17 protein-coding genes and 1 pseudogene are annotated in these 22,401 nt (G+C 71.0%); 11 read left to right on the forward strand and 7 right to left on the reverse strand.

Going from position 1 to position 22,401, the window contains the following annotated elements; genetic code table 11:
* The first annotated feature begins 1 nt into the window (after position 1).
* A complete protein-coding gene (locus ACZ7NC_RS01375; protein WP_471483854.1) occupies positions 2-2,368 on the forward strand; it encodes a bifunctional salicylyl-CoA 5-hydroxylase/oxidoreductase in 2,367 nt (788 codons plus the stop codon).
* A gap of 74 nt (positions 2,369-2,442) precedes the next feature.
* On the opposite strand, the gene ACZ7NC_RS01380 is transcribed toward ACZ7NC_RS01375, so the two are convergent.
* Positions 2,443-3,255, reverse strand: a complete 813-nt coding sequence (locus ACZ7NC_RS01380; protein ID WP_471483856.1) for a PaaX family transcriptional regulator — start codon at positions 3,253-3,255, stop codon at positions 2,443-2,445.
* Positions 3,256-3,270: 15 nt separating this feature from the next.
* Positions 3,271-4,884, reverse strand: coding sequence for an AMP-binding protein (locus ACZ7NC_RS01385; protein ID WP_471483858.1), 1,614 nt, complete (start codon positions 4,882-4,884; stop codon positions 3,271-3,273).
* Positions 4,885-5,043: 159 nt separating this feature from the next.
* Between ACZ7NC_RS01385 and ACZ7NC_RS01390 the strand changes: the two genes are divergently transcribed.
* Positions 5,044-6,234: an acyl-CoA dehydrogenase family protein gene (locus tag ACZ7NC_RS01390; protein ID WP_471483860.1), complete on the forward strand. Its 1,191-nt coding sequence runs from the start codon at positions 5,044-5,046 to the stop codon at positions 6,232-6,234.
* A complete protein-coding gene (locus ACZ7NC_RS01395) occupies positions 6,231-6,629 on the forward strand; it encodes a RidA family protein (protein ID WP_471483861.1) in 399 nt (132 codons plus the stop codon). Before ACZ7NC_RS01390 ends, ACZ7NC_RS01395 begins: the two co-directional genes overlap by 4 nt.
* 69 nt (positions 6,630-6,698) lie before the next feature.
* On the opposite strand, the gene ACZ7NC_RS01400 is transcribed toward ACZ7NC_RS01395, so the two are convergent.
* Positions 6,699-6,893 (reverse strand): DUF5999 family protein, encoded by a 195-nt coding sequence (locus ACZ7NC_RS01400; RefSeq protein WP_471483863.1) that lies wholly within the window; start codon positions 6,891-6,893, stop codon positions 6,699-6,701.
* 238 nt (positions 6,894-7,131) lie between these two features.
* Here ACZ7NC_RS01400 and ACZ7NC_RS01405 point away from each other — a divergent pair, with 238 nt between their 5' ends.
* Complete coding sequence (locus ACZ7NC_RS01405) at positions 7,132-7,584, forward strand: DUF6299 family protein (RefSeq protein ID WP_471483864.1); 453 nt, start codon at positions 7,132-7,134, stop codon at positions 7,582-7,584.
* Positions 7,585-7,633: 49 nt separating this feature from the next.
* Here the strand turns inward: ACZ7NC_RS01405 and ACZ7NC_RS01410 are convergent.
* Positions 7,634-7,858 (reverse strand): annotated as a pseudogene (locus tag ACZ7NC_RS01410) (4-hydroxy-2-oxovalerate aldolase); the annotation flags it as partial.
* A 93-nt stretch (positions 7,859-7,951) separates the two neighbouring features.
* Here ACZ7NC_RS01410 and ACZ7NC_RS01415 point away from each other — a divergent pair.
* Together ACZ7NC_RS01415 and ACZ7NC_RS01420 are read left to right on the forward strand one after the other, a co-directional pair.
* Positions 7,952-10,141: an ATP-binding SpoIIE family protein phosphatase gene (locus ACZ7NC_RS01415; protein WP_471483865.1), complete on the forward strand. Its 2,190-nt coding sequence runs from the start codon at positions 7,952-7,954 to the stop codon at positions 10,139-10,141.
* Between the two features lie 432 nt (positions 10,142-10,573).
* Positions 10,574-13,711, forward strand: a complete 3,138-nt coding sequence (locus tag ACZ7NC_RS01420; protein ID WP_471483866.1) for an ATP-binding protein — start codon at positions 10,574-10,576, stop codon at positions 13,709-13,711.
* Here ACZ7NC_RS01420 and ACZ7NC_RS01425 read toward each other — a convergent pair.
* Together ACZ7NC_RS01425 and ACZ7NC_RS01430 are read right to left on the reverse strand one after the other, a co-directional pair.
* Positions 13,689-14,483 carry an ABC transporter permease gene (locus ACZ7NC_RS01425; protein WP_471483868.1) on the reverse strand — a complete coding sequence of 265 codons (795 nt, stop codon included), beginning with the start codon at positions 14,481-14,483 and terminating at the stop codon, positions 13,689-13,691. The two genes, ACZ7NC_RS01420 and ACZ7NC_RS01425, sit on opposite strands and share 23 nt — an antisense overlap.
* On the reverse strand, positions 14,480-15,460 hold the full coding sequence (locus ACZ7NC_RS01430) for an ATP-binding cassette domain-containing protein (protein ID WP_471483869.1): 981 nt from the start codon (positions 15,458-15,460) through the stop codon (positions 14,480-14,482). The genes ACZ7NC_RS01425 and ACZ7NC_RS01430 overlap by 4 nt, the downstream gene beginning before the upstream one ends.
* 302 nt (positions 15,461-15,762) lie before the next feature.
* Between ACZ7NC_RS01430 and kdpF the strand changes: the two genes are divergently transcribed.
* Genes kdpF through ACZ7NC_RS01450 form a run of 4 tightly spaced genes read left to right on the forward strand, consistent with a single transcriptional unit; the run spans position 15,763 to position 20,334 of the window.
* Positions 15,763-15,852: a K(+)-transporting ATPase subunit F gene (gene kdpF, locus ACZ7NC_RS01435; RefSeq protein WP_334450194.1), complete on the forward strand. Its 90-nt coding sequence runs from the start codon at positions 15,763-15,765 to the stop codon at positions 15,850-15,852.
* A gap of 8 nt (positions 15,853-15,860) precedes the next feature.
* Positions 15,861-17,537, forward strand: a complete 1,677-nt coding sequence (kdpA, locus tag ACZ7NC_RS01440) for a potassium-transporting ATPase subunit KdpA (RefSeq protein ID WP_471483871.1) — start codon at positions 15,861-15,863, stop codon at positions 17,535-17,537.
* Positions 17,537-19,660, forward strand: coding sequence for a potassium-transporting ATPase subunit KdpB (gene kdpB / locus ACZ7NC_RS01445; protein WP_471483873.1), 2,124 nt, complete (start codon positions 17,537-17,539; stop codon positions 19,658-19,660). The genes kdpA and kdpB overlap by 1 nt, the downstream gene beginning before the upstream one ends.
* A 5-nt stretch (positions 19,661-19,665) precedes the next feature.
* A complete protein-coding gene (locus tag ACZ7NC_RS01450; RefSeq protein WP_471483874.1) occupies positions 19,666-20,334 on the forward strand; it encodes a potassium-transporting ATPase subunit C in 669 nt (222 codons plus the stop codon).
* Between the two features lie 23 nt (positions 20,335-20,357).
* On the opposite strand, the gene ACZ7NC_RS01455 is transcribed toward ACZ7NC_RS01450, so the two are convergent.
* Entirely contained in the window at positions 20,358-20,693 is a 336-nt protein-coding gene (locus ACZ7NC_RS01455; protein WP_471483875.1) for a YnfA family protein, read from the reverse strand.
* Between the two features lie 134 nt (positions 20,694-20,827).
* Between ACZ7NC_RS01455 and ACZ7NC_RS01460 the strand changes: the two genes are divergently transcribed.
* A complete protein-coding gene (locus tag ACZ7NC_RS01460) occupies positions 20,828-21,316 on the forward strand; it encodes a flavin reductase family protein (RefSeq protein WP_471483876.1) in 489 nt (162 codons plus the stop codon).
* Positions 21,317-22,401: the final 1,085 nt, after the last annotated feature.

Consider the following 22,401-nt stretch of genomic DNA (forward strand, 5'->3'; position numbering starts at 1 on the left):
GATGTTCGCAGCCAAGGGAAGCGTGCCCGCCGAAGGGGCGCGGGGAACTGCGCGACCAGCCCCGACGGGCCCGCAGTCGCGCAACGGGACAAGCCACCCCCTACGAGTCGCGATCATCGGCGGCGGCCCCGGCAGCCTCTACGCCGCGGCCCTGCTGAAACGCCTCGCCCCCGATCGCGAGGTCACCGTCTGGGAACGCAACGCCCCCGACGACACCTTCGGCTTCGGAGTGGTCCTCTCCGACGAGACCCTGGGCGGCATCGAACACGCCGACCCGGTGGTCTACGAGGCACTCCGCGAGGAATTCGTCCGCTGGGACGACATCGACATCGTCCACCGAGGCACCCGCCAGACCTCCGGAGGACACGGCTTCGCGGCCCTCGGCAGAAAGCGCCTCCTGGAGATCCTGCACGACCGCTGCCACGCGCTCGGCGTGGACCTCCGCTTCCGCACGCAGGCCCCGCACCCGGCCCGGCTCGCCGAGACATACGACCTGGTCATCGCCGCGGACGGGGTGAACAGCACCACCCGCGAGGCCTACACCCATGTGTTCCGCCCCCATGTGGCCACACACCACTGCCGCTACATATGGCTGGCCGCCGACTTCGCCTTCGAAGCCTTCCGTTTCGAGATCGCCGAGACCGAGCACGGCGTCATGCAACTGCACGGCTACCCGTACGCGGCAGACGCCTCCACCGTCATCGTGGAGATGCGTGAGGAGGTGTGGCGAGCCGCCGGGTTCGACGAACTCGACGAGCAGGAGTCGACAGCGCGCTGCGCCAAGATCTTCGCGGACGCGCTCGGCGGACGGCCGCTGAAGTCCAACAAGTCGGCCTGGACCACCTTCCGGACGGTCGTCAACGAGCGCTGGTCGAACGGCAACATCGTCCTGCTCGGCGACGCCGCCCACACCGCCCACTTCTCCATCGGCTCGGGCACCAAGCTGGCCGTCGAGGACGCCCTCGCCCTCGCCGCCTGTCTGGAGGAACAGCCGGACATCGCAAGCGCGCTCAGTGCCTACGAGGAGGAGCGCAAACCGGTCGTCGCCTCCACCCAGCGCGCCGCCCGCGCCAGCCTGGAGTGGTTCGAGAACCTCGGCCTCTACCTCGACCAGCCGTCCCGCCAGTTCGCCTTCAACCTGCTCACCCGCAGTCGCCGCGTCACCCACGACAACCTGCGCCTGCGTGACGCCCACTTCACCGAGGCCGTGGAACGCGACCACGGCTGCCCGCCCGGCACGCCGCCGATGTTCACCCCGTTCCGGCTGCGCGGCCTGACCCTGCGCAACCGGGTCGTGGTGTCCCCGATGGACATGTACTCCGCCACGGACGGTGTCCCCGGCGACTTCCACCTCGTCCACCTCGGCGCCCGTGCCCTCGGCGGCGCCGGCCTGGTGATGACCGAGATGGTGTGCGTCAGCCCGGAGGGACGCATCACCCCCGGCTGCACCGGTCTCTACAGCGGCAGACAGGCCGACTCCTGGCGGCGGATCGTCCAGTTCGTGCACGCCCAGTCACCCGGCACCGCCATCGGCGTGCAGCTCGGCCACAGCGGGCGCAAGGGCTCGACCAAGCTGATGTGGGAGGGCATGGACGAACCGCTGGAGGACGGCAACTGGCCGCTCGTGGCCGCGTCCCCGATCCCCTACAAGCCGTACAGCCAGACTCCTCGCGAGCTGACCCGCGCCCAACTCACCGACATCCGCGAACAGTTCACCGCAGCCGCCTGGCGCGCCACCCGCGCCGGGTTCGACCTGCTCGAACTCCACTGCGCCCACGGCTATCTGCTCTCCGGTTTCCTCTCCCCGCTCACCAACCGCCGCACCGACGCCTACGGCGGCACCCTGGAGAAACGGCTCCGCTTCCCGCTGGAGGTCTTCGACGCCGTACGGAACGTATGGCCCGAGGAGCGGCCCATGACCGTCCGTATCTCCGCCACCGACTGGGCCGAGGGCGGCACGAGTGCCGAGGACGCCGTCGAGATCGCCCGCGCCTTCGCCGCGCACGGCGCCGACGCGATCGACGTGTCGACCGGACAGGTCGTGGCCGATGAGCGGCCGGAGTTCGGACGGTCGTACCAGACGCCGTACGCCGACCGGATCCGGCACGCCACCGGTCTGCCGGTGATCGCGGTCGGCGCGATCTCGTCCTGGGACGACGTCAACTCCCTGATCCTGGCGGGCCGTACGGACCTGTGCGCACTCGCCCGTCCGCACCTGTACGACCCGTACTGGACCCTGCACGCGGCGGCCGAGCAGGGCTACGACGGTCCCGGCGTCGCCTGGCCGGCCCCGTACCGCGCGGGCAGCCGCCGCCCGCAGACCGGCCGCACGGACGCGCCCAAGCCGCGGCTGACACTGGGGACTTGAGGGCGTACGTCGCGGACAGGTACGACGGACAGGGACGACGGAGAGCACGCCGTCGCGTGCGAGCACCTCCGAGGTCACAGACCGGCGTACTTCGCCCCCGAGTCCCGCAGCCGCTTGTGCAGTCCTCGGAAGACGGCGGCCGAGCGCGCGCCCGGCCAGTCCCCGGGCAGCAGCCGGGCCGGCAGACCGGGGTCGGTGTAGGGGAGGTGGCGCCAGGAGTCCAGGGCGAGGAGATAGTCGCGGTACGCCTCCTCCGGCGGGGTGTCGGCTCGGCGCTCCCAGTCGTGCAGCACGCGCGCGTGACGGTCGAGGAACGCGTCGTGCTCCTTGGCGATCGCGGCCAGGTCCCACCAGCGGGCGACGGCCTCGGCGGTCGGCGTGAAGCCGAGGTGCTCGCCGCGGAAGAAGTCGACGTACTCCTCCAGGCGCAGCCGCTGGAGGGTGTGCCGGGCCTCCTCGTAGAGCCGGGCGGGCGCGATCCACACGCCCGGGGCCGCCGTCCCGAAGCCCAGCCCGGCCAGCCGGGAGCGCAGCACATGGCGCTTCTGCCGCTCCGACTCCGGCACCGAGAACACCGCGAGCACCCAGCCCTCGTCGTCGGGCGGCGCGGCGCCGTAGATACGGCGGTCGCCGTCGTCGAGCAACTGGCAGGCGTCCGGGGAGAGTTCATAGCCGGCCGCGCCCTGTGCCGTACGGGCCGGCAGCAGCAGCCCGCGTCGCTTCAGCCGCGACACCGACGAACGTACCGAAGGGGCGTCCACGCCGACCGCGGCCAGCAGTCTGATCAGCTCGGCGACCGGTACCGGGCCGGACATGTGGCGGCCGTAGGCGCCGTAGAGCGTGACGATGAGAGACCGTGGTGCATGCTGGTCGGACACGTTGATCATCTTAGGTCGTACGGATCACTGCTGGTCACCCCTCGGGCCATTACCGTCGCGCAGCCGGAACCGCTGGAGCTTGCCGGTCGCGGTGCGCGGCAGCGCGTCCAGGAAGACGATCTCGCGCGGGCATTTGTACGGCGCCAGCTCGCCCTTGACGAATGTGCGCAGCGCCTCCGCGTCCTGTCGCGCGCCCTCCCTGAGCACCGCGTATGCCACCACGACCTGTCCGCGCGCCTCGTCCGGCCGCCCCACCACCGCCGTCTCCAGCACGTCCGGGTGGCGCAGCAGCGCCTCCTCGACCTCGGGGCCCGCGATGTTGTACCCGGCCGAGATGATCATGTCGTCCGCGCGAGCGACGTAGCGGAAATAGCCGTCACTCTCCCGGACGTAGGTGTCGCCGGTGATGTTCCAGCCGTGGCGCACGTACTCGCGCTGCCGTGGGTCGGCGAGATAGCGGCAGCCGACCGGCCCGCGCACCGCGAGCAGCCCCGGCTCTCCGTCGGGCAGGTCCCGGCCCTCGCCGTCGACGACGCGCGCCTGCCACCCCGGTACCGGCACACCCGTGGTCCCGGGCCTGATGTGCTCGTCGGCGGCCGAGATGAAGATGTGCAGCAGTTCGGTGGCGCCGATGCCGTTGATGACGCGCAGCCCGGTCCGCTCGTGCCAGGCCTGCCAGGTGGCGGCGGGCAGGTTCTCGCCCGCGGAGACACAGCGGCGCAGCGAGGAGATGTCGTACGAGTCGAGCTCGTCCAGCATCGTGCGGTACGCCGTCGGCGCGGTGAACAGCACGGAGACCCGGTGTTCGGCGATGGCGGGCAACAGCTGCTTGGGGCCGGCCTGTTCGAGGAGCAGGGCGCTGGCGCCGGCCCGCATCGGGAAGATGACGAGTCCGCCGAGGCCGAAGGTGAAGCCGAGCGGGGGGCTGCCGGCGAAGACATCGCCCACATGTGGTTGCAGCACATGTTCCGAGAAGGTGTCGGCTATCGCGAGCACATCCCGGTGGAAGTGCATACAGCCCTTGGGCCGTCCGGTGGTCCCGGAGGTGAACGCGATGAGGGCGACATCGTCGGCCGCGGTGTCGACGGCCGGGTAGGGGGTGTCGGGTGCGGGGAGGCGCAGCAGGTCGTCGGGGGCGTCGCCGCCGTACGTCGCGATGCGCAGGCCGGGTATCTCGGCCTTGGCGAGGTCGTCGACGGCGCGGATGTCGCACAGCGCGTGCCGCACCTGGGCGATCTCGCACATGGTCCGCAGCTCGTGCGGCCGCTGCTGGGCCAGCACGGTGACGGCGACCCCGCCCGCCTTCAGCACGGCCAGCCAGCAGGCGGCCAGCCAGGGCGTGGTCGGGCCGCGCAGCAGCACCCGGTTGCCCGGGACGATGCCGAGGTGGTTGGTGAGCACATGTGCGAGGCGGTCGACTCGGGCGCGCAGTGTGCCGTACGTCCATGTGGCGGCGGACGGGGTGTGGAACACGGGCCGCTCGTTGTCGGGGCCTTCGAGCAGCTCGGCGGCGGCGTTGAGCCGTTCGGGGTAACGCAGTCCCGGCAGGTCGAAGCGCAGCTCGGGCCACTCGTCGGGCGGTGGCAGATGCTCGCGGGCGAAGCTGTCGACGTGCGCGGAGCGGTGCAGACCGGCCATGGCGGTTCGCCCCCTTGCCTTGTGGGCTGCCTCGTGGGCGTCGTGTTGGGCTCGCACAGGGAGCGTATCGTGTTGGTGACGGCAGTCAATGGTGCGCGATACCGTCGAGGAGGTCCGTCGACAGGGCCCGTCGCGGACGGCCCCGCAGGGAGGTCGGCAATGCCCGCATTCTCGCTCGATCCACCACAAACCGCATGGTGCGCCGAGTTGCGCACCCTGGCCGCCGAACGGCTGCGCCCGCTCGCGGAGAAGGGCGAACCGGGGCACGTCAACCGCGCGCTCGTCACCGAGCTCGGTCGACTCGGCCTGCTGGAGCGGCTGTTCACCTCCGGAGCGGTCGACCTGTGCCTGATGCGCGAGTCCCTCGCCTACGCCTGCACGGAGGCGGAGACCGCGCTGGCCCTGCAGGGCCTGGGCGCACACCCCGTGCACGCCCACGGCACCCCGGCCCAGCGGAAGCGCTGGCTGCCGCGGGTGGCCGAGGGCAGCGCGGTGGCGGCCTTCGCGCTGAGCGAGCCGGGGGCGGGGTCGGACGCGGCGGCGCTGGAGCTGTGCGCGGAGCGGGACACCTCGCGGCCGGGCGGGCCGGGGACGACGCCGGTCGCCACCCTGGCCGCCGAGCCCGACGGCCCCGCCCGCTGGCGGCTCACCGGCGAGAAGTGCTGGATCTCCAACGCCCCCGAGGCCGACTTCTACACCGTCTTCGCCCGCACCACCCCCGGCGCCGGCGCCCGCGGCGTCACCGCCTTCCTGGTCCCCGCCGACCGTCCCGGCCTCACCGGCACGGGCCTCGACATGCTGTCCCCGCACCCCATCGGCACCCTCGACCTCGACGCCGTCCCCGTCACCGCCGACGATGTGCTCGGCGAGCCCGACCGCGGCTTCCGGGTCGCCATGGGCACCCTCAACCTGTTCCGGCCCAGCGTCGGCGCGTTCGCCGTCGGCATGGCCCAGGCGGCCCTGGACGCGACCCTCGCCCACACGGCCGGCCGGGACGCGTTCGGCGGCAAGTTGAAGGACCTGCAGACGGTCGCCCACCAGGTCGCCGAGATGGCCCTGCGCGCAGAGGCGGCCCGCCTCATGGTGTACGCGGCGGCCACGGCGTACGACGAAGGCGGCGAGGACGTCCCGAAGCGTGCGGCGATGGCGAAACTGCTCGCCACCGAGACCGCGCAGTACGTCGTCGACAAGGCGGTCCAGCTGCACGGTGCGCGAGCCCTGCGCCGTGGCCATCTGCTCGAACACCTCTACCGTGAGGTGCGCGCCCCGCGCATCTACGAGGGCGCCAGCGAGGTCCAACGCGGCATCATCGCCAAGGAGTTGTACGCGGACATGGAGGCCGGCCAGTGAGTAGCGAGCGCGTCAACCCGCCCGAGCTCTCCCCGCCCGCCGGCTTCTCCCACGCGGTCGTCGCCACCGGCTCACGGGTCGTCTTCCTGGCCGGTCAGACCGCCCTCGACACGGATGGGAAGGTGACCGGCGACACCCTCCCCGAGCAGTTCGAGCGGGCCCTGACCAATCTGCTGGCCGCGCTGGTGGCCGCCGGTGGAACGCCGGCCGACCTCGCCCGGGTCACCGTCTATGCCACCGACGTCGCGGCGTATCGGACCCAGGCCGCCGAACTCGGCCGTATCTGGCGGCAGTTGGCGGGGCGTGACTATCCGGCGATGGCGGTCGTCGAGGTCGTGCGCCTGTGGGACGAGGAGGCGCTGGTGGAGCTCGACGGGTTCGCCGTGCTGCCGTAGTTCCCGTTCACCAGTCGCAGCCGCAGTCGCAGTCGCAGCCGTAGCTGTAGCCGTAGTCGTAGGGGTCGCTCACGCCGCCATGGCCAGGCGCTCGGCCGGCACCCGGTGCGGTGCGACCACACGGCCGTCGGGCAGCAGCTCACCGCTGTCGTCGAACACGATGGCGCCGTCGCACAGCAGGCTCCAGCCCTGCTCGGGGTGTGCGGCCACCACATGGGTGCTGCGGGTCTCGGAGGCAGGGCACGAAGGCTGGTGGGAACACATGGCGCACCTCCACATAGGGCGGACGAGCCGTGTGGGTCGTCCATATGGGTAGACCATGCTCCTGTTGCGAACTCACCGGAACGGCCCGCCGTGAACCGTGACAACACGCGGACAACTCTCTGACCGATCCACGATGGTCGGGGCGGACTCGCCACCGAAGGGGTGACGGTCACGTCGCCGGGCGCACCGGCCGGGTACCAGTGGAGCGCCCCACTCCGCCCACCCGGGAGGTCATCCCATGCCCCTGCGCCCCGCTCTCGCCACCGCCTTCGGCGCCGCGCTGCTCCTGCTGGTCGCCGCGCCCTCGGCCCCTGCCGACTCCGACACCACCGCGGAACCCAAGGAGACCGTGACCGTCGACACCACGGCCCGGTTGGCCGCCGACGGCACCGTCACCGTGTCCGGCACCTACCACTGCGTCGACAGCACGGGACCCACCTTCGTGAGCGCCTCCGTCGGCCAGCGGGCCTCCACCAGCCGGTACGCCATCGGCGGCACCCTCGCGGTGTGCGACGGCAAGGACCACCGCTGGGAGAACAGGAGCCAGCCCTCTCCGTCGACCCTCAAGCACGGCAAGGCGGACGTCGAGGCGACCATCGTGGAGCTCTACCCCGTGGACGTTCTGGGCGGCCTGCCCCTGCCCCGCTTCCACGCGGTACAGAAGAAGAACGTCACGCTGTCGAAGGCGTGACGACGACCCCCGTTCCGGCGTCCCACCGCACACAGCGCGCCGCGCCCCTCCCGGTCGAAGGGGGCGCGGCGCGACGCGTTCGGGCATGCTCCGTGGCGTCCACCACCGCCTCGATCCACTCCCAGTCGGTGTGGGCGCCGACGCCGTAGTCGATGCTGGAGCCGGCCAGCCCGTCGCCGCGGGCGATCTCGATCGCGGTAACCCCGGCGGCGTCCAGCGCGGCGGCGATGGCGCGGGCCTGGTCGACGGTGTGGCGGCCTGAAGCACCCGCCACTCACACGACCGCACCGCCCGAGGTGTCCCGCCCCCACACCCCCACATCCCCACCACGCTGAGCCCCCTGCCCGAGCGGCGTAACGTCGTCAGTGTGGAGCCCACGGCCGACCGTCTTCTGTCGCGTGCGGCGTACGAGCTCGGCTCGCGAGCGGACGAGCTCAGCGCCCACGTGGAAGAGTGCCTGCGGCGCGAACTGCCCGTGCTGTGGGAGAACCCGGAAGTGGCTCGGATGGCCTCCGCGAACGTCGTCGAGCACCTCTGCGCCGCCCTGTCCGGGCTTCGGGACTCCGTCGAGCCGGGCCGGATCGAGCTGCCGGCCGCCGACCTGGAGCGCGCGCGGGTACTGGTCCGGCACGGCACGCCGCTCAGCGAGATGCTGCGGGCCTTCCGGCTGGCGCAGGGCATCGTCATCGACCGGTTGTTCGTGGAGCTGTCCCGGCTCAGCGACGACGCCAAGCAGATCAGCGAGGCGGCGCGGCGGCTGATCGCGATAGCGACCACATATGTGGACCGGGTGTCGGAGCAGGGCGTCCTGGCGTACCAGGAGGAGCGGGACAGGCGGCTGCGGTGGCGGTCGGCGATGGTCAACGAGGCCAGCATGCGCATCGGGACCACCCTGGACATCGCCCGCACCGCCCAGGAACTGGCGGACTTCGCCACCGAGCACTTCGCCGACCTGGTCACCGTCGACCTGCTCGAGGCCGTGCTGCGAGGGCAGGACGAAGCGGAGGACGGCCCGCTCATGCTGCGCAGGATGGCCCGCGGACCGGCGGACGCGACCGAGCCTGAACCGGATTCAGATTCGGCATCGGATTCGGAATCTGCGGCCGCGCAGCGGGCCCACCCCCCGGCCGACGGATCGCCCTCGGCGCGGGCCCTGGCCACCGGCCGGCCCTGTCGGCACCGGCAGGACAGGGCCCCCGGCGATCCGCGAGCCCACTCGACGCTGGCGATTCCGCTGTGTGCGCGGGGCACCGCACTGGGCGTCGCGGAGTTCCACCGCATCGGCAACCCCGACCGCTACGACGACGAGGACCTGCTCCTCGCCCAGGAGATCGTCGCCAGGGCCGCCGTCGCCGTGGACAACGCCCGCCGCTACACCCACGCCCGCGCCACGGCCCTCACCCTCCAGCGCAGCCTGCTCCCCCGGCAGGCCCCGCGGCAGTCGGCCGTGGACGTCGCGTACCGCTATCTGCCGGCCGGCTCCGAGGCCGGGGTGGGCGGCGACTGGTACGACGTCATCCCGCTGTCCGGCGCGAGGGTGGCCCTCGTGGTGGGTGACGTGGTGGGTCACGGCATCCGCGCCGCCGCCACGATGGGCCGGCTGCGGACCGCCGTACGCACCCTGGCGGACATCGATCTGCCGCCCGACGAGCTTCTGACCCACCTGGACGACGTCGTCCTGCGCCTGTCCACCGAAGCGCGCACGGACCCCGACGCCGACCCTGACACGGGCCCCGACCCCGACCGCGACGTCGGCGGAGACGTCGGTGCCACCTGCCTGTACACCGTCTACGACCCCGTCTCCCGTCGCTGCACCATGGCCCGTGCGGGGCATGTGCCCCCGGCCGTGGTGGTCCGGGACGGCACTGCGGAGCCGCTGGATCTGCCGCTGGGACCGCCGCTCGGACTGGGCGGACTGCCGTTCGAAACGGTCGAGGTCGAGCTGCCCGAGGGCAGCCTGATCGCCCTGTGCACCGACGGTCTGATCGAGACCCGCGACCACGACATCGACGCGGGCCTCGCCACGCTGCGGCAGATCCTCGCCCGGCCGGCGCCCTCCCTGGAGGCGGCCTGCGACAGCGTGCTGGAGGCACTGCTGCCGTCCCGGCAGGACGACGACATCGCCCTGCTCCTCGCCCGCACCCGGACGCTCGGGGACGACCGGGTCGCCACCTGGGAGCTGGAGGCCGACCCGGCGGTCGTCGCCCGCGCCCGCTCGGACGTCTCCCGGCAGCTGACCGCCTGGGGACTGGAGGAACTCGGCTTCGTCGCCGAACTGGTGGTCAGCGAACTGGTCACCAACGCCATCCGCTACGGCCGTCCCCCGATCCGACTGCGCCTCATCCTCCCCCAGCCGCCCGGGGGGCCGGGAGGTGCCCCCACCCGCTCCCTCCTGTGCGAGGTCTCCGACGCCGGCAGCACCACCCCGCACCTGCGCCGGGCCCGGAGCCTCGACGAGGGCGGCCGCGGTCTGCTCCTGGTCGCCCAGCTCGCCGACCAGTGGGGCACCCGGCAGGCCCGGCACGGCAAGACCGTCTGGGCCGAACTCAGCGAGTAGGCCGCCGTCACCGGACAACCAGGCGCCGCACATCAGTCGGTCCCGGGCCGCACCAGCTTGAAGACCAGACGGGCTCCGGCGCGCTGTGCGGCCCGGCACAGACGTGCCGTGAACCTCACCGACGACTGACGCGGACAACGCATCGGGCCCGCCCGCGCATCGCGCGGACGGGCCCGTCATCGAGCGCTGGGCAGGCCTTGCACCTGCATTTCCCCGCAGGAAGCGGGGCGTCTTTCCTTGGACCACCAACGCAACACCAGTCACCCCGAGTTGCGGCGACCAGCTCGTGATCAATCCTAGCGCATACGGCCCCGACGGGTACGCGCCGGGCCCAGGGCCCAGCGGTGACGCCCCGGCACCGGGCCCCCGCCGGACCCCGCGCGTAGGCAAATCCAAGCGCCGTAGCCCGACTTGGCTGGTTACTCTGCACGAGTGACGACCGAGTTGGCCCTGCTGTCCCGAGTCGCCTGGCACGGACGGGAGATCACCGCGCCTCGGCTGCGCGGTCTGTTGGCGTTGCTCGCGGCGGAGCTGCGCACCGGCTGCAGCACAGCTCGGCTGGTGGAGGGCCTGTGGCCGGACGAGCTGCCGGAGCGGCCGGGCAAGGCGGTGCAGGTCCTGGTGTCGCGGCTCAGGGCGCAGCTGGGTGCCGATCTGGTCGTGAGCACGCCGACGGGATACCGGCTGGCGCTGGACGAGACGCAGGTCGACGCCACCGCGTTGCTGCTGTACGAGGCGGCGAGCGCAGAGCGTACCCGGGCGGCGGACCACGCGGACGCGCTCGCGCAGGCCGAGGCGGGCCTGGCCCTGTGGGACGGGGGCACGGGCACCGGTACGGGGGAGGACCTGCACGATCCTGTGGTGGCGCTCCGGGCCGACCGGGTGCGGGCCCACCGTTCGCTGGTCCGTTCCCGGGCTCTCGCCCTCGCCCGGGTGGGGCGGCGGGAGGAGGCCGCCGCACCGTTGGCCGAGCTGGCCCGGGAGCTGCCGCGCGACGAGGAGGTGCTGGCGGAGCTGCTGCGCTGCGAGGCCGCCACGGCGGGGCGGGCGGCGGCGCTGAGCCGGTACGACGTCTACCGCCGCAAGCTGCGTGACGAACTGGGGACCGACCCGGGGCCCGGACTGCGCTCCCTGTACCAGGAGTTGCTCCGCGCGGACGCGCCGCCCGCTCGCCACGGCATCCCCCATGATCCGAACCCCCTGCTGGGGCGGGACGCCGACATCGTCGCCGTGGCCGGGCTCCTGCGCGAGGCCCGGGTGGTCACCGTCGTCGGTCCCGGTGGGCTGGGCAAGACCCGGCTCTCACACGCCGTGAGCCGGGCGGCCGAACAACCTGTCGTGCACTTCGTCACCCTCGCCGGTGTCACCGCCGACGACGACGTGGTCGGTGAGGTGGCCTCGGCCGTCGGTGGCGGGGAGGGCCGTCAACGCGCCGGCGGCCAGGACGCGGTGAGCGCGATCGTGGCCGCGCTGGGGCCCGGCCCCGTCCTGCTGGTGCTGGACAACTGCGAGCACGTGATCGTCGGCGCGTCCGGTCTTGTACAGGCACTGGTGTCGCGGTCGAAGGAACTGCGCGTCCTGGCCACCAGCAGGGCTCCGCTGGGGTTGACCTCCGAGTCCGTGTACGCCCTGCCGGAACTGGCCCTGACCACCTCCGTCGAGCTCTTCGAGCAGCGGGCGCGGGCGGCCCGGCCCGGTGTGGAGCTGCCCGCCGACCGGGTGGCCGAGATCTGCCGGCACCTGGACGGGCTGCCGCTGGCCGTGGAGCTGGCCGCGGCCCGGGTGCGGGTGCTCTCCGTGGCCGACATCGCGCGTCGGCTGAAGGATCGTTTCGCGCTGCTGCGCGGCGGCGCCCGCGATGCACCGGAGCGGCATCGCACGCTGCGGGCCGTGGTCGAGTGGAGCTGGAATCTGCTGGAGCCGGAGGGACGGGCCGCGCTGCGCGCGCTGTCCGTGTTCCCCGGGGGCTTCACCGAGGAGGCGGCGCAGTACGTCGTCGGCGAGAGCGGTGACCCGCTGGAGCTGTTGGAGCAGCTGGCCGGGCAGTCGCTGATCAAGGTGGCCGACGGTCCTTCCGGGGTGCGGTTCCACATGCTGGAGACCTTGCGGGAGTTCAGCGCCGGGAAGCGGGCCGACGCCGGTGAGGACGAGGTGGTGACCGGCCGGTTCCTGGCCTGGGCACGGGACTTCGGGCGGACCCACCACGATGTGCTGTTCAGCGCCGACCCGCTGTCCGCGGGGAAGCGCGTGCGGGCGGAGCAGGACAACCTCGTCCTGGCGGTGCGGCACGCCCTGGCCCGCGCCGACCTGCCGACCACCGCCGCGCTGACCGCCGTACTGGCCTCCTTGTGGGCCACCGACACCAACTTCGCCCGGCTCGCCGCGCTCGCCGCCGAGACCGGCGCGCCGTTGTCCCACTTCCGCCCCGGGCCCGAGGACGTCGAGCCGGCCCGCAGCGCGGTCGCCGTCTGCGTGGCCAGCCTCTTCATGGCCCACGGCCCGCATGCCCTACGGCAGCTCGCCACGCTGCGCCGGCTGCCGGCCGCCCCGCCGGACACCCTGCTGCGGGCCGTCTCCGTCGTGCTGTGCGCCATCCCGGACACGCACCCGCCCGGGTACGCGCGGCTCGGGGAGCTGTGCGAGGCCGACGAGCCCCTGCTGGCGGGGGTGGCGGCCTGCGTCGCCAGCTATGTGTGGGAGTCCGAGCACGACCCGGAGCGCGCCCTCGAGTACGCCCGACTGCTGCCCGACCGGCTGGGCCCGCTCGGCAATCCGTCCATGCTGCTGCTCGCCCATGGGCGGATCAGCGAGCTGTGCCTGCAGTCCGAGCGGGGCGACGAGGCGTACGACCATCTGCGCGCCGCGCTCGCCGCGCTCGACGGGCTCGGCGACTGGTCGGACTCGATCGGCGTCCGCGGGGGACTGGTGCTCGCCTCTTTGCAGCGCGGGGAGATCGACGAGGCGGAGTACTGGCTGGAGCTCGCCGCCCTGGACCAGCAGCCGGAGTCCGCCCGGATCTTCACCCCCGTTCTGTCCTGCCGGGCGGAGATCGCCCTGGCCCGGGGGCTGACCGAGGTCGGGCTCGGGCTGTGGCGCCGGGCGGTCGAGCAGCTGCGCGAGGACCGGCTGCTGCACGACTACGATCCGTTCGTCGATCCGTGGGAACTGCAGGTGCAGGCCGCCGCGGTGGCGGCGCACGCGCAGCACGGGCGGCTGGAGCCGGTGGCCCGGCTCACCCGGAAGCTGCGGGAACGGCTGCTCGGGATGCTGTCCGACGAATCGGGCGAGGGGTCCCCCCTGGAGCTTCCGGTGTACGGCACCGTCCTGCTCGCCCTCGGATACGCCGCGCTGGCCGACGGTGACCCGACGGCCGTACGGCTGATCGCGCTCGCGGAACGGATGCCGGTGGTACGGGAGTTCCCCACACTGTCCTCGTCCCGGTCCCGGCAGGCGGGGGAGAACGCGGATCGGGCCGCGTACGCCGACGCGAGGTCGAGGTACGCGGCCCTGGGGCGGGATCAACTGCGGGTCGCGGCCCTGCACGAGCTCACTGCCGTGGCTCGCGGCTGAACTGCGCCTTGGACCACAGGTAGCCGAGCACGGTCAGCCCCAGGCACCAGCCGACGGCCAGTACCGCGTTCGCCGTACCGATCCCGTTGCCCAGCAGCAGCCCGCGCAGGGTCTCGATGAAGGGCGAGAACGGCTGGTACTCGGCGAACCAGCGGAACCAGCCCGGCATGGCGTCCACCGGCACGAACGCGCTGGACAGGAACGGCAGCATGACCAGCGGTTGCGCCATGTTGCTGGCCCCCTCGGCATTGGGGCTCGCCAGGCCGAGGCCGACGGCGATCCAGGTCAGCGCGACGCTGACCAGCGCCATCAGCCCGGCCGCCGCGATCCACTCCACCGGCGTCGCGTCGGGCCGGAAACCGATGGCCAGTCCGATACCCAGGACGAGCACCAGGGCCATCAGCGTCTGGATCACGGTCCCGATCACATGACCGATCAGCACGGAGGCGCGCGAGATCGCCATGGTGCGGAACCGGGCCATGATGCCCTCGGTCATGTCGGTGGCCACGGACACCGAGGTGCCGAGCGAAGTCATGGCCACGGTCAGGAAGAGGATGCCGGGGACGAGGTAGGCGACGTACTCGGACCGGTCCGCGGGGCCGCCGGTGATGCCGGCGCTCATCACGTTGCCGAAGACGTAGACGAAGAGCAGCAGCAGGATGACCGGCGTGAGCAGGAGGTTCAGGGTGAGGGAGGGGTAGCGCCGGGCGTGCAGGAGGTTGCGCCGCAGCATGGTGAGGTTGTCGCGGAACGCGTAGCCGGCGGTGCTCATCGGACGGTCTCCTTGTCGGTGGAACCGGTGGGCCGAGCGGGTACGGAACTGCCGGTCAGGGCGAAGAACACGTCGTCCAGGTCGGGGGTGTGCACGGACAGCTCGTCGGCCTCGATGCCGGCGGCGTCCAGCCAGTCGAGGATGGCGCGCAGTTCGCGCTGGCTGCCGTCGCTGGGGATCTGCAGGGTGAGTGCGTCGTCGTCCCGGGTGGTCTCGCGCAGCGCGGTCGCCGCCCGTTCGTAGAGCCCGGGGTCGGAGAAGCGCAGCCGCACATGACCGCCGGGGACGAGCCGCTTGAGCTCCTCGGCGCTGCCCTCGGCGACGATCCTGCCGCCGTTGAGCACCGCGATGCGGTCGGCGAGTTGGTCGGCTTCTTCCAGGTACTGGGTGGTGAGGAAGACGGTCGTGCCGCCGGACACCAGCTCGCGGATGATCTGCCACATGTTGTGCCGGGAGCGGGGGTCGAGGCCGGTGGTCGGCTCGTCGAGGAAGATGATCCGGGGGCTGCCGACGAGAGTCATGGCGATGTCCAGGCGGCGTTTCATTCCGCCGGAGTAGGTGGAGGCGGGCTTCTTCGCGGCGTCGACGAGGTCGAAGCGCTCCAGCAGGTCGGCGGTGACCTGCCGCCCCTCGCTCCGCGAGAGGTGGTTGAGGTCGGCCATGAGGAGCATGTTCTCCTCGCCGGTGATCAGGCCGTCCACGGCGGAGAACTGACCGGTGACACCGATCGCGGCGCGCACCGCCTGGGCCTCGCCGGTCAGGTCGTGCCCGGCGATCCTCGCCTGTCCGCCGTCGGCGGAGATCAGGGTGGACAGGATGTTGACCGCCGTGGTCTTGCCGGCGCCGTTCGGCCCGAGCAGGGAGAAGATCGTGCCCGCGGGCACGTGGATGTCGATGCCGTCGAGGACGGTCTTGTCCCCGTACGACTTGCGCAGTCCGGTGGCTGCGATCGCGGGTTCGTGATGCGTCGTCGTCATGCCGCAGAGCTTGCGACCGAGGCGGTTCAGAACGGCTTCAGCGGGGTTTCAGTCCCGAGGGGAGAGTTTCAGGCGCACGCGGGTGCGGATCATGTGCCGTAAGGGTCCCGTCAAGGGTGTGAGCGGCGCCGTAAGAGAGCCGTCAAGGGCGGTCGGATCCGGCCAAAGAGGCGCTTTCCTCGAAGCGTCCGTCTACTTCGAACCTCACTCCAGGAGTTCGCGATGGCCGATCTGGCCTTCGTCGTCGTCACGATCGTGGCTTTCGCGTTGGTGGCTCTCGTCGCCAAGGGGGTGACGAAGCTGTGACCGCCGAGAACGTCGTCGGCCTTGTCGTGGCCGTCACCCTGCTGGGCTATCTCGTCCTCGCCCTGATCTTCCCGGAGAGGTTCTGAGCCAAGACATGGGTCCCGTCCTCGCGGGCGTGCTCCAGCTGCTCGCCCTGATCGCAGCCCTGGCGCTCGCCTACGTCCCCCTTGGCAACCACATGGCCAAGGTCTACTCCTCCGACAAGCACTGGCGGGTCGAGAAGTGGATCTACAAGGGCATCGGTGCCAACCCCGACACCGAGATGCGCTGGCCCGCGTACCTGCGCGGCGTCCTCGCCTTCTCCGTGATCGGCGTCCTCTTCCTCTACGCCCTCCAGCGGCTCCAGGGCGTCCTGCCCGGTTCGCTCGGCTTCTCCTCCATCGACCCGGACCAGGCGTTCAACACGGCCGTGTCGTTCGTGACCAACACCAACTGGCAGTCGTACTACGGCGAGCAGGCCATGGGCCACGTCGTGCAGACCGCCGGTCTTGCGGTGCAGAACTTCGTCTCTGCGGCTGTGGGTATCGCGGTCGCCGTGGCGCTCGTACGGGGCTTCGCGCGCTCGCGTACGGGTGAACTCGGTAACTTCTGGGCCGACTTGGTGCGGGGTGTCGTACGCATTCTCGTGCCGCTGGCGGCCGTCGCCGCGGTCGTGCTGGTCGCCTGCGGTGCGATCCAGAACTTCTCCGGCATCCATGAGGTCGGGCAATTCCTCAATGGGCACAGCATGGGCGGTTCGCAGCAGTGGAACGGCGGTGCGGTCGCCTCGCAGGAGGCCATCAAGGAGCTGGGCACCAACGGCGGCGGCTACTTCAACGCCAACAGCGCCCACCCCTTCGAGAACCCCACCCCGTTCTCGAACCTCTTCGAGATCTTCCTGATCCTTGTCATCCCGTTCGCACTGACCCGCACCTTCGGCCTCATGGTCGGCTCGGTCAAGCAGGGCTACGCGATCCTCGCGGCGATGGCCACCATCTGGATCGGCTTCACGGCCCTGATGATGTGGACCGAGTTCGCCCACCACGGCCCGGCGTTCGACATCGCGGGCGGGGCGTACGAGGGCAAGGAGGTCCGCTTCGGAGTCGGCGCCTCGTCGATCTTCGCGACGTCGACCACGCTCACCTCGACCGGCGCGGTGGACTCCTTCCACTCCTCCTTCACCGGCCTCGGCGGCGGTATCACCCTGCTCGGCATGATGCTGGGCGAGATCGCGCCCGGTGGTGTGGGCTCCGGCCTCTACGGCATGCTGATCATGGCGATCATCGCGGTGTTCATCGCCGGTCTTATGGTCGGCCGTACCCCCGAGTACCTGGGCAGGAAGATCAGCACCCGCGAGATCAAGCTGGCGGCCTGCTACATCCTCGTCACCCCGGCGCTGGTGCTCGTCTTCACCGCCTTCGCGATGGCGCTGCCGACGCCCGCGAACTCCATGACCAACAGCGGGGCGCACGGATTCTCCGAGATCCTGTACGCCTACACGTCCGCTTCCAACAACAACGGCTCGGCCTTCGCCGGTCTGAACGCGGACACGCAGTGGTTCAACACCACACTCGGCCTGTGCATGCTGCTGGGCCGTTTCCTGCCGATGGTGTTCGTGCTGGCGCTGGCCGGCTCGCTCGCGGAGCAGAAGCCGGTCCCGGCCACCGCGGGCACCCTGCGCACCGAGAAGCCGCTGTTCACCGGCCTGCTGGTGGGCGCCGTACTCATCATCACCGGTCTGACGTACTTCCCGGCCCTCGCGCTGGGCCCGCTCGCCGAAGGGCTGGCGTGATGACCACCGACGTAGAGAAACAGGACTCCATGTCCACTCCCACCCTCGCGCCCCACCAGGACGCACCCACCGGGCACAAGGCCCCGGAGGGCCGTGTCGGCGCCGGCCTCTTCGAGCCCGAGCAGCTGGTCAAGTCGCTGCCGGACGCCTTCCGCAAGCTCGACCCACGGGTGATGATCAAGTCCCCCGTGATGTTCGTGGTGTGGATCGGCTCCCTCCTGACCACCGCCTTCTCCTTCAAGGACCCGGGCGACTGGTTCGGCTGGACCATCAGCGTCTGGCTCTGGCTGACCGTGATCTTCGCCAACCTGGCGGAGGCCGTCGCCGAGGGCCGCGGCAAGGCGCAGGCCGACACCCTGCGCAAGGCCAAGACCGACACGGTGGCGCGACGGCTCAACGGTTCTGTCGAAGAGCGTGTTCCGGGCACCGAGCTCAGGATCGGCGACCTGGTCGTCTGCGAGGCGGGCGACATCATCCCAGGTGACGGTGACGTCGTCGAGGGTGTGGCCTCCGTCGACGAGTCGGCGATCACCGGTGAGTCGGCCCCCGTCATCCGGGAGTCCGGCGGCGACCGTTCGGCCGTCACCGGCGGCACCAAGGTCCTCTCCGACCGCATCGTCATCAAGATCACGACGAAGCCCGGCGAGACCTTCATCGACCGGATGATCAATCTGGTCGAGGGCGCGGCAAGGCAGAAGACGCCGAACGAGATCGCGCTGAACATCCTGCTGGCGTCCCTGACGATCGTCTTCCTACTGGCCGTGGCCACCCTGCCGCCGTTCGCGGACTACGCGGGCACCCACCTGACCATGGTCGTGCTGGTCGCCCTGCTGGTCTGCCTCATCCCGACCACGATCGGCGCCCTGCTCTCCGCGATCGGCATCGCGGGCATGGACCGGCTCGTGCAGCGCAACGTCCTGGCGATGTCGGGCCGTGCGGTCGAGGCCGCCGGCGACGTCGCCACGCTGCTGCTCGACAAGACCGGCACCATCACGCTCGGCAACCGTCAGGCCGCCGAGTTCGTGCCGGTGAGCGGGACGACCGAGGCCGAGGTCGCGGACGCCGCCCAGCTGTCGTCGCTGGCCGACGAGACCCCGGAGGGCCGCTCCATCGTCGTACTGGCGAAGGAGAAGTACGGTCTGCGCGAGCGCCACCAGGGCGAGTTGGCCGGCGCCGAGTGGATCGCCTTCACCGCCCAGACCCGGATGTCGGGTGTGGACGTCGACGGCCGCAAGATCCGCAAGGGCGCCGCCGGTTCGCTCATCGCCTGGGTCCAGGAGCAGGGCGGCACGGTCGCCGACGACGCGGACACCGTCGCCGTCCGCATCTCCGAGGCGGGCGGTACGCCGCTGCTCGTCGCGGTCGAGGACGCGGACGGCGCTCGCGTCCTGGGTGTCATCCACCTCAAGGACGTCGTCAAGGACGGTATGCGGGAGCGGTTCGAGGAACTGCGCCGCATGGGCATCAAGACCGTCATGATCACGGGTGACAACCCGCTGACCGCCAAGGCGATCGCCGAGGAGGCGGGCGTCGACGACTTCCTCGCGGAGGCCACTCCCGAGGACAAGATGGCGCTCATCAAGCGGGAGCAGGCCGGCGGCAAGCTGGTCGCGATGACCGGCGACGGCACGAACGACGCGCCCGCGCTCGCGCAGGCGGACGTCGGCGTGGCCATGAACACCGGTACGTCGGCCGCCAAGGAGGCCGGCAACATGGTCGACCTCGACTCCAACCCGACCAAGCTCATCGAGATCGTCGAGATCGGCAAGCAACTCCTCATCACCCGGGGCGCGTTGACGACGTTCTCCATCGCCAACGACGTCGCGAAGTACTTCGCGATCATCCCGGCGCTGTTCGCGGCCGTCTACCCGGGCCTGGACAAGCTCAACATCATGGGCCTGTCCTCGCCGGACTCCGCGATCCTGTCCGCGGTCGTCTTCAACGCGCTGATCATCATCGCGCTGGTGCCGCTGTCGCTGAAGGGCGTGCGGTACCGGCCGGTGAGCGCGGATCGCCTGCTGCGGCGCAACCTCACGATCTACGGACTCGGCGGCCTGATCGCCCCGTTCATCGGCATCAAGCTCATCGACCTGCTCATCTCTCTCATCCCCGGGATCGGCTGAAGGCCATGAACAACTCGGTAACCAATACCGCCCGGTTGCTCGGGGCGGGCCTGCGCGCCCTTCTCGTGCTGACCTTGGTGACCGGCGTCATCTACCCGCTGATGATCACCGGCATAGCCCAGGGGCTGTTCAGTGACAAGGCGAACGGCTCCGAGATCAAGGCGGACGGCAGGGTCGTCGGCTCGTCCCTCATCGGGCAGTCGTACAACCTGCCGCTGAAGGAGGGCGAGGAGACTCCGGCGCCGGACCTCAAGTGGTTCCAGGGACGCCCGCAGAACGGCCTCGGCACCAACAGCGTCAACACCCGGTACAAGCTCATCCTGTCCGGCGCGACCAATCGGTCCGGCGACAACGAGGAGCTCATCCGGCGGGTGAAGGACGCCCAGGCCGCCGTAATCAAGGACAACTCGACCGCCGACTACAAGGTCAAGCCGTCCGATGTGCCCGCCGACGCGGTGACGTCCTCCGGCTCCGGCCTCGACCCGAACATCTCGCCCGAGTACGCGGAGATCCAGGTCCACCGGGTCGCCGAGAAGCACGGGCTCCCCGCCGAGCAGGTGCAGAAGCTCGTCGACGAGCACACCGAAGGCCGCACGCTCGGCTTCATCGGCGAGCCCCGGGTGAACGTCCTGGAGCTCAACATCGCGCTCAAGGCACTGGTGGCCGAGAGCTGATGGCGTGGTGCGAACCGAGCGGCTCAGTTGCCGCGGGGCGCGTACATGATCACGGCCATCCCGGCGAGGCAGACCAGCGCGCCGATCACGTCCCAGCGGTCAGGGCGGTAACCGTCGGCGACCATGCCCCAGGCGATGGACCCGGCGACGAAGATCCCGCCGTACGCGGCGAGGATGCGTCCGAAGTTGTCGTCCGACTGGAAGGTGGCCACCACCCCGTACAGGCCGAGAGCGATGACCCCGCCGCCGACCCAGATCCAGCCCTTGTGCTCCCGGATGCCCTGCCAGACCAGCCAGGCACCGCCGATCTCGAACAGAGCGGCGGCGGCGAACAGGGCAACGGAACGCGCGACGGTCATGATCGGTGAGCGTACCCGCGGGCTACGGGTGACCCCGAGCGGATCGTGCCGCCACCTCGGGATGGCATGGACCTGGGCTCCGTGGTGAGGTGATGCCGAGAGGCGGAGTCACGGGTGACGGGAGCGGCTTGGGCATGGCGGGCATGGACGACTTCATCGGACGGCTGAACCCCGACATGTGCCTGGTCACCGCCGCGGCGGGCGGCGAACGGGCCGGTTGCCTGGTCGGCTTCGCCTCGCAGTGCTCCATCCGGCCGGTGCGGTTCGTGGTGTGGCTCTCGGAGGCCAACCACACCTTCCGGGTGGCACGGTCCGCGCAGTTCCTGGCCGTGCACTTGGTGACCCGCGAACAGCATGCCCTGGCGGAACTGTTCGGCGGGCACACCGGCGACCGGGAGGACAAGTTCCAGCACGTCCCCTGGCGGGAGGGCCACGGCGGGGCCGTCATTCTTCAGGACGCGCCGGTCTGGTTCGTCGGCCGAGTGGTCACGCGCGTCGGCGGCGGCGACCACATCGGCTTCGTCCTCGACCCGGTCGACTGGGGCGAGCACGAGACGCACGACGGTCCACTGCTGCGCCTGGAGGACGCCAAAACGATCTCGCCCGGTCACCCGGTGGACTGAACCGGGTGGTCAGACCGTGGGCAAGCTCGGCGGTGCATGCGGGCGGCGTAGTGGACGAGTCCGAGAAGTCCGGGAAGGCCGAGCCCGCTGAGAAAGCGGCTCAAACGAGGCCGGCGCAGGCGTCAGGGGAGGCGCCTGCACACTCGCCGTAGCAAACCAGCCATTCGACTGGCGAGTTAACCCGACGTTTCCGGGCTGGTGGTCGATCAACGCCGACAAGCCGCTAGGATCACGGCATGGTTACGGCTTGGTCGCCCTGGCGCATAGCGAGGACCCGCTCCGGTGCGGGTCCGTTGCCGCGCGTGCTGGCCCTGGCCGTGCTCCTGTTCGCTGTTCTCGTGACACACGGCGTGCACGTCGAGAGCGTCCAGGGGCATCTCTCCATCAGCGCAACGACCCCTGCCGCAGCGCCGTTCGACGGCACTCGCCATGCTGCCGTCGAGCCTGCCCCGCAGTTCGCCGCGGGAGCGGACGAGCACCATGGTGGCCACGAGTCGTCGCATCCTGCTGAGCAGTGCGCTTCCGGGCAGCCTCAGCAGGGTCCTGTCCTGGCAACGCCCTGCTTTGCAGCGTCGGTTCGCGAATCGACCAGTGCCGGAGATGCCTCGGCCGTGCGTGCGCCTGCCGCCGATGAGTCAATGGGCGGGGCGTCACGCGCGACCCTGAGAGCAGCATCCGTGGTGCAGCAGGTCTAGAAAGACAGAGTCCTCCAACCGGCCTGCCGGTTGTCACCGGTTCGGCTGATCACGCGCGACGAGCTCCGGATTCCATGCCCATGATGGGCCGATCACGTTCGTCGATGCCGTCCTGCCCCCCACCCATGTCTGCGCCTCCCTCCGTCCACGTCGGAAAGGTGGCAGCAGTGCGGAGGACCTGTGCCGACACTCTCCCGTACACCCGCACACGCGCCGTGGGCGCGATGCGGCTCATCGTGGTGGTCCCGACTCGTCTCGGCGATCCGCGGCAGCCTGATGATGGCGCTCATGCTGTGCGCCGTCATGCATGGTGTGCCGGACGAGACGCACGGGCCGGTGTCACTCCATGCCGCTTCTTCGGCAACGGCTGTCGGCGGGGAGCCTCACGGG

This window comes from Streptomyces sp. NPDC111802 (assembly GCF_055634335.1).

Coding starts and splice junctions, on each gene's coding strand:
- ACZ7NC_RS01405 (WP_471483864.1), top strand. CDS start 7,132: ATGCCCCTGCGCCCCGCTCTCGCCACCGCCTTCGGCGCCGCGCTGCTC.
- ACZ7NC_RS01450 (WP_471483874.1), top strand. CDS start 19,666: ATGAACAACTCGGTAACCAATACCGCCCGGTTGCTCGGGGCGGGCCTG.
- ACZ7NC_RS01400 (WP_471483863.1), bottom strand. CDS start 6,893: ATGTGTTCCCACCAGCCTTCGTGCCCTGCCTCCGAGACCCGCAGCACC.
- kdpA (WP_471483871.1), top strand. CDS start 15,861: ATGGGTCCCGTCCTCGCGGGCGTGCTCCAGCTGCTCGCCCTGATCGCA.
- ACZ7NC_RS01425 (WP_471483868.1), bottom strand. CDS start 14,483: ATGAGCACCGCCGGCTACGCGTTCCGCGACAACCTCACCATGCTGCGG.
- ACZ7NC_RS01385 (WP_471483858.1), bottom strand. CDS start 4,884: ATGGCCGGTCTGCACCGCTCCGCGCACGTCGACAGCTTCGCCCGCGAG.
- ACZ7NC_RS01390 (WP_471483860.1), top strand. CDS start 5,044: ATGCCCGCATTCTCGCTCGATCCACCACAAACCGCATGGTGCGCCGAG.
- kdpB (WP_471483873.1), top strand. CDS start 17,537: ATGACCACCGACGTAGAGAAACAGGACTCCATGTCCACTCCCACCCTC.
- ACZ7NC_RS01460 (WP_471483876.1), top strand. CDS start 20,828: ATGGCGGGCATGGACGACTTCATCGGACGGCTGAACCCCGACATGTGC.
- ACZ7NC_RS01455 (WP_471483875.1), bottom strand. CDS start 20,693: ATGACCGTCGCGCGTTCCGTTGCCCTGTTCGCCGCCGCCGCTCTGTTC.
- ACZ7NC_RS01375 (WP_471483854.1), top strand. CDS start 2: ATGTTCGCAGCCAAGGGAAGCGTGCCCGCCGAAGGGGCGCGGGGAACT.
- ACZ7NC_RS01380 (WP_471483856.1), bottom strand. CDS start 3,255: ATGATCAACGTGTCCGACCAGCATGCACCACGGTCTCTCATCGTCACG.
- ACZ7NC_RS01430 (WP_471483869.1), bottom strand. CDS start 15,460: ATGACGACGACGCATCACGAACCCGCGATCGCAGCCACCGGACTGCGC.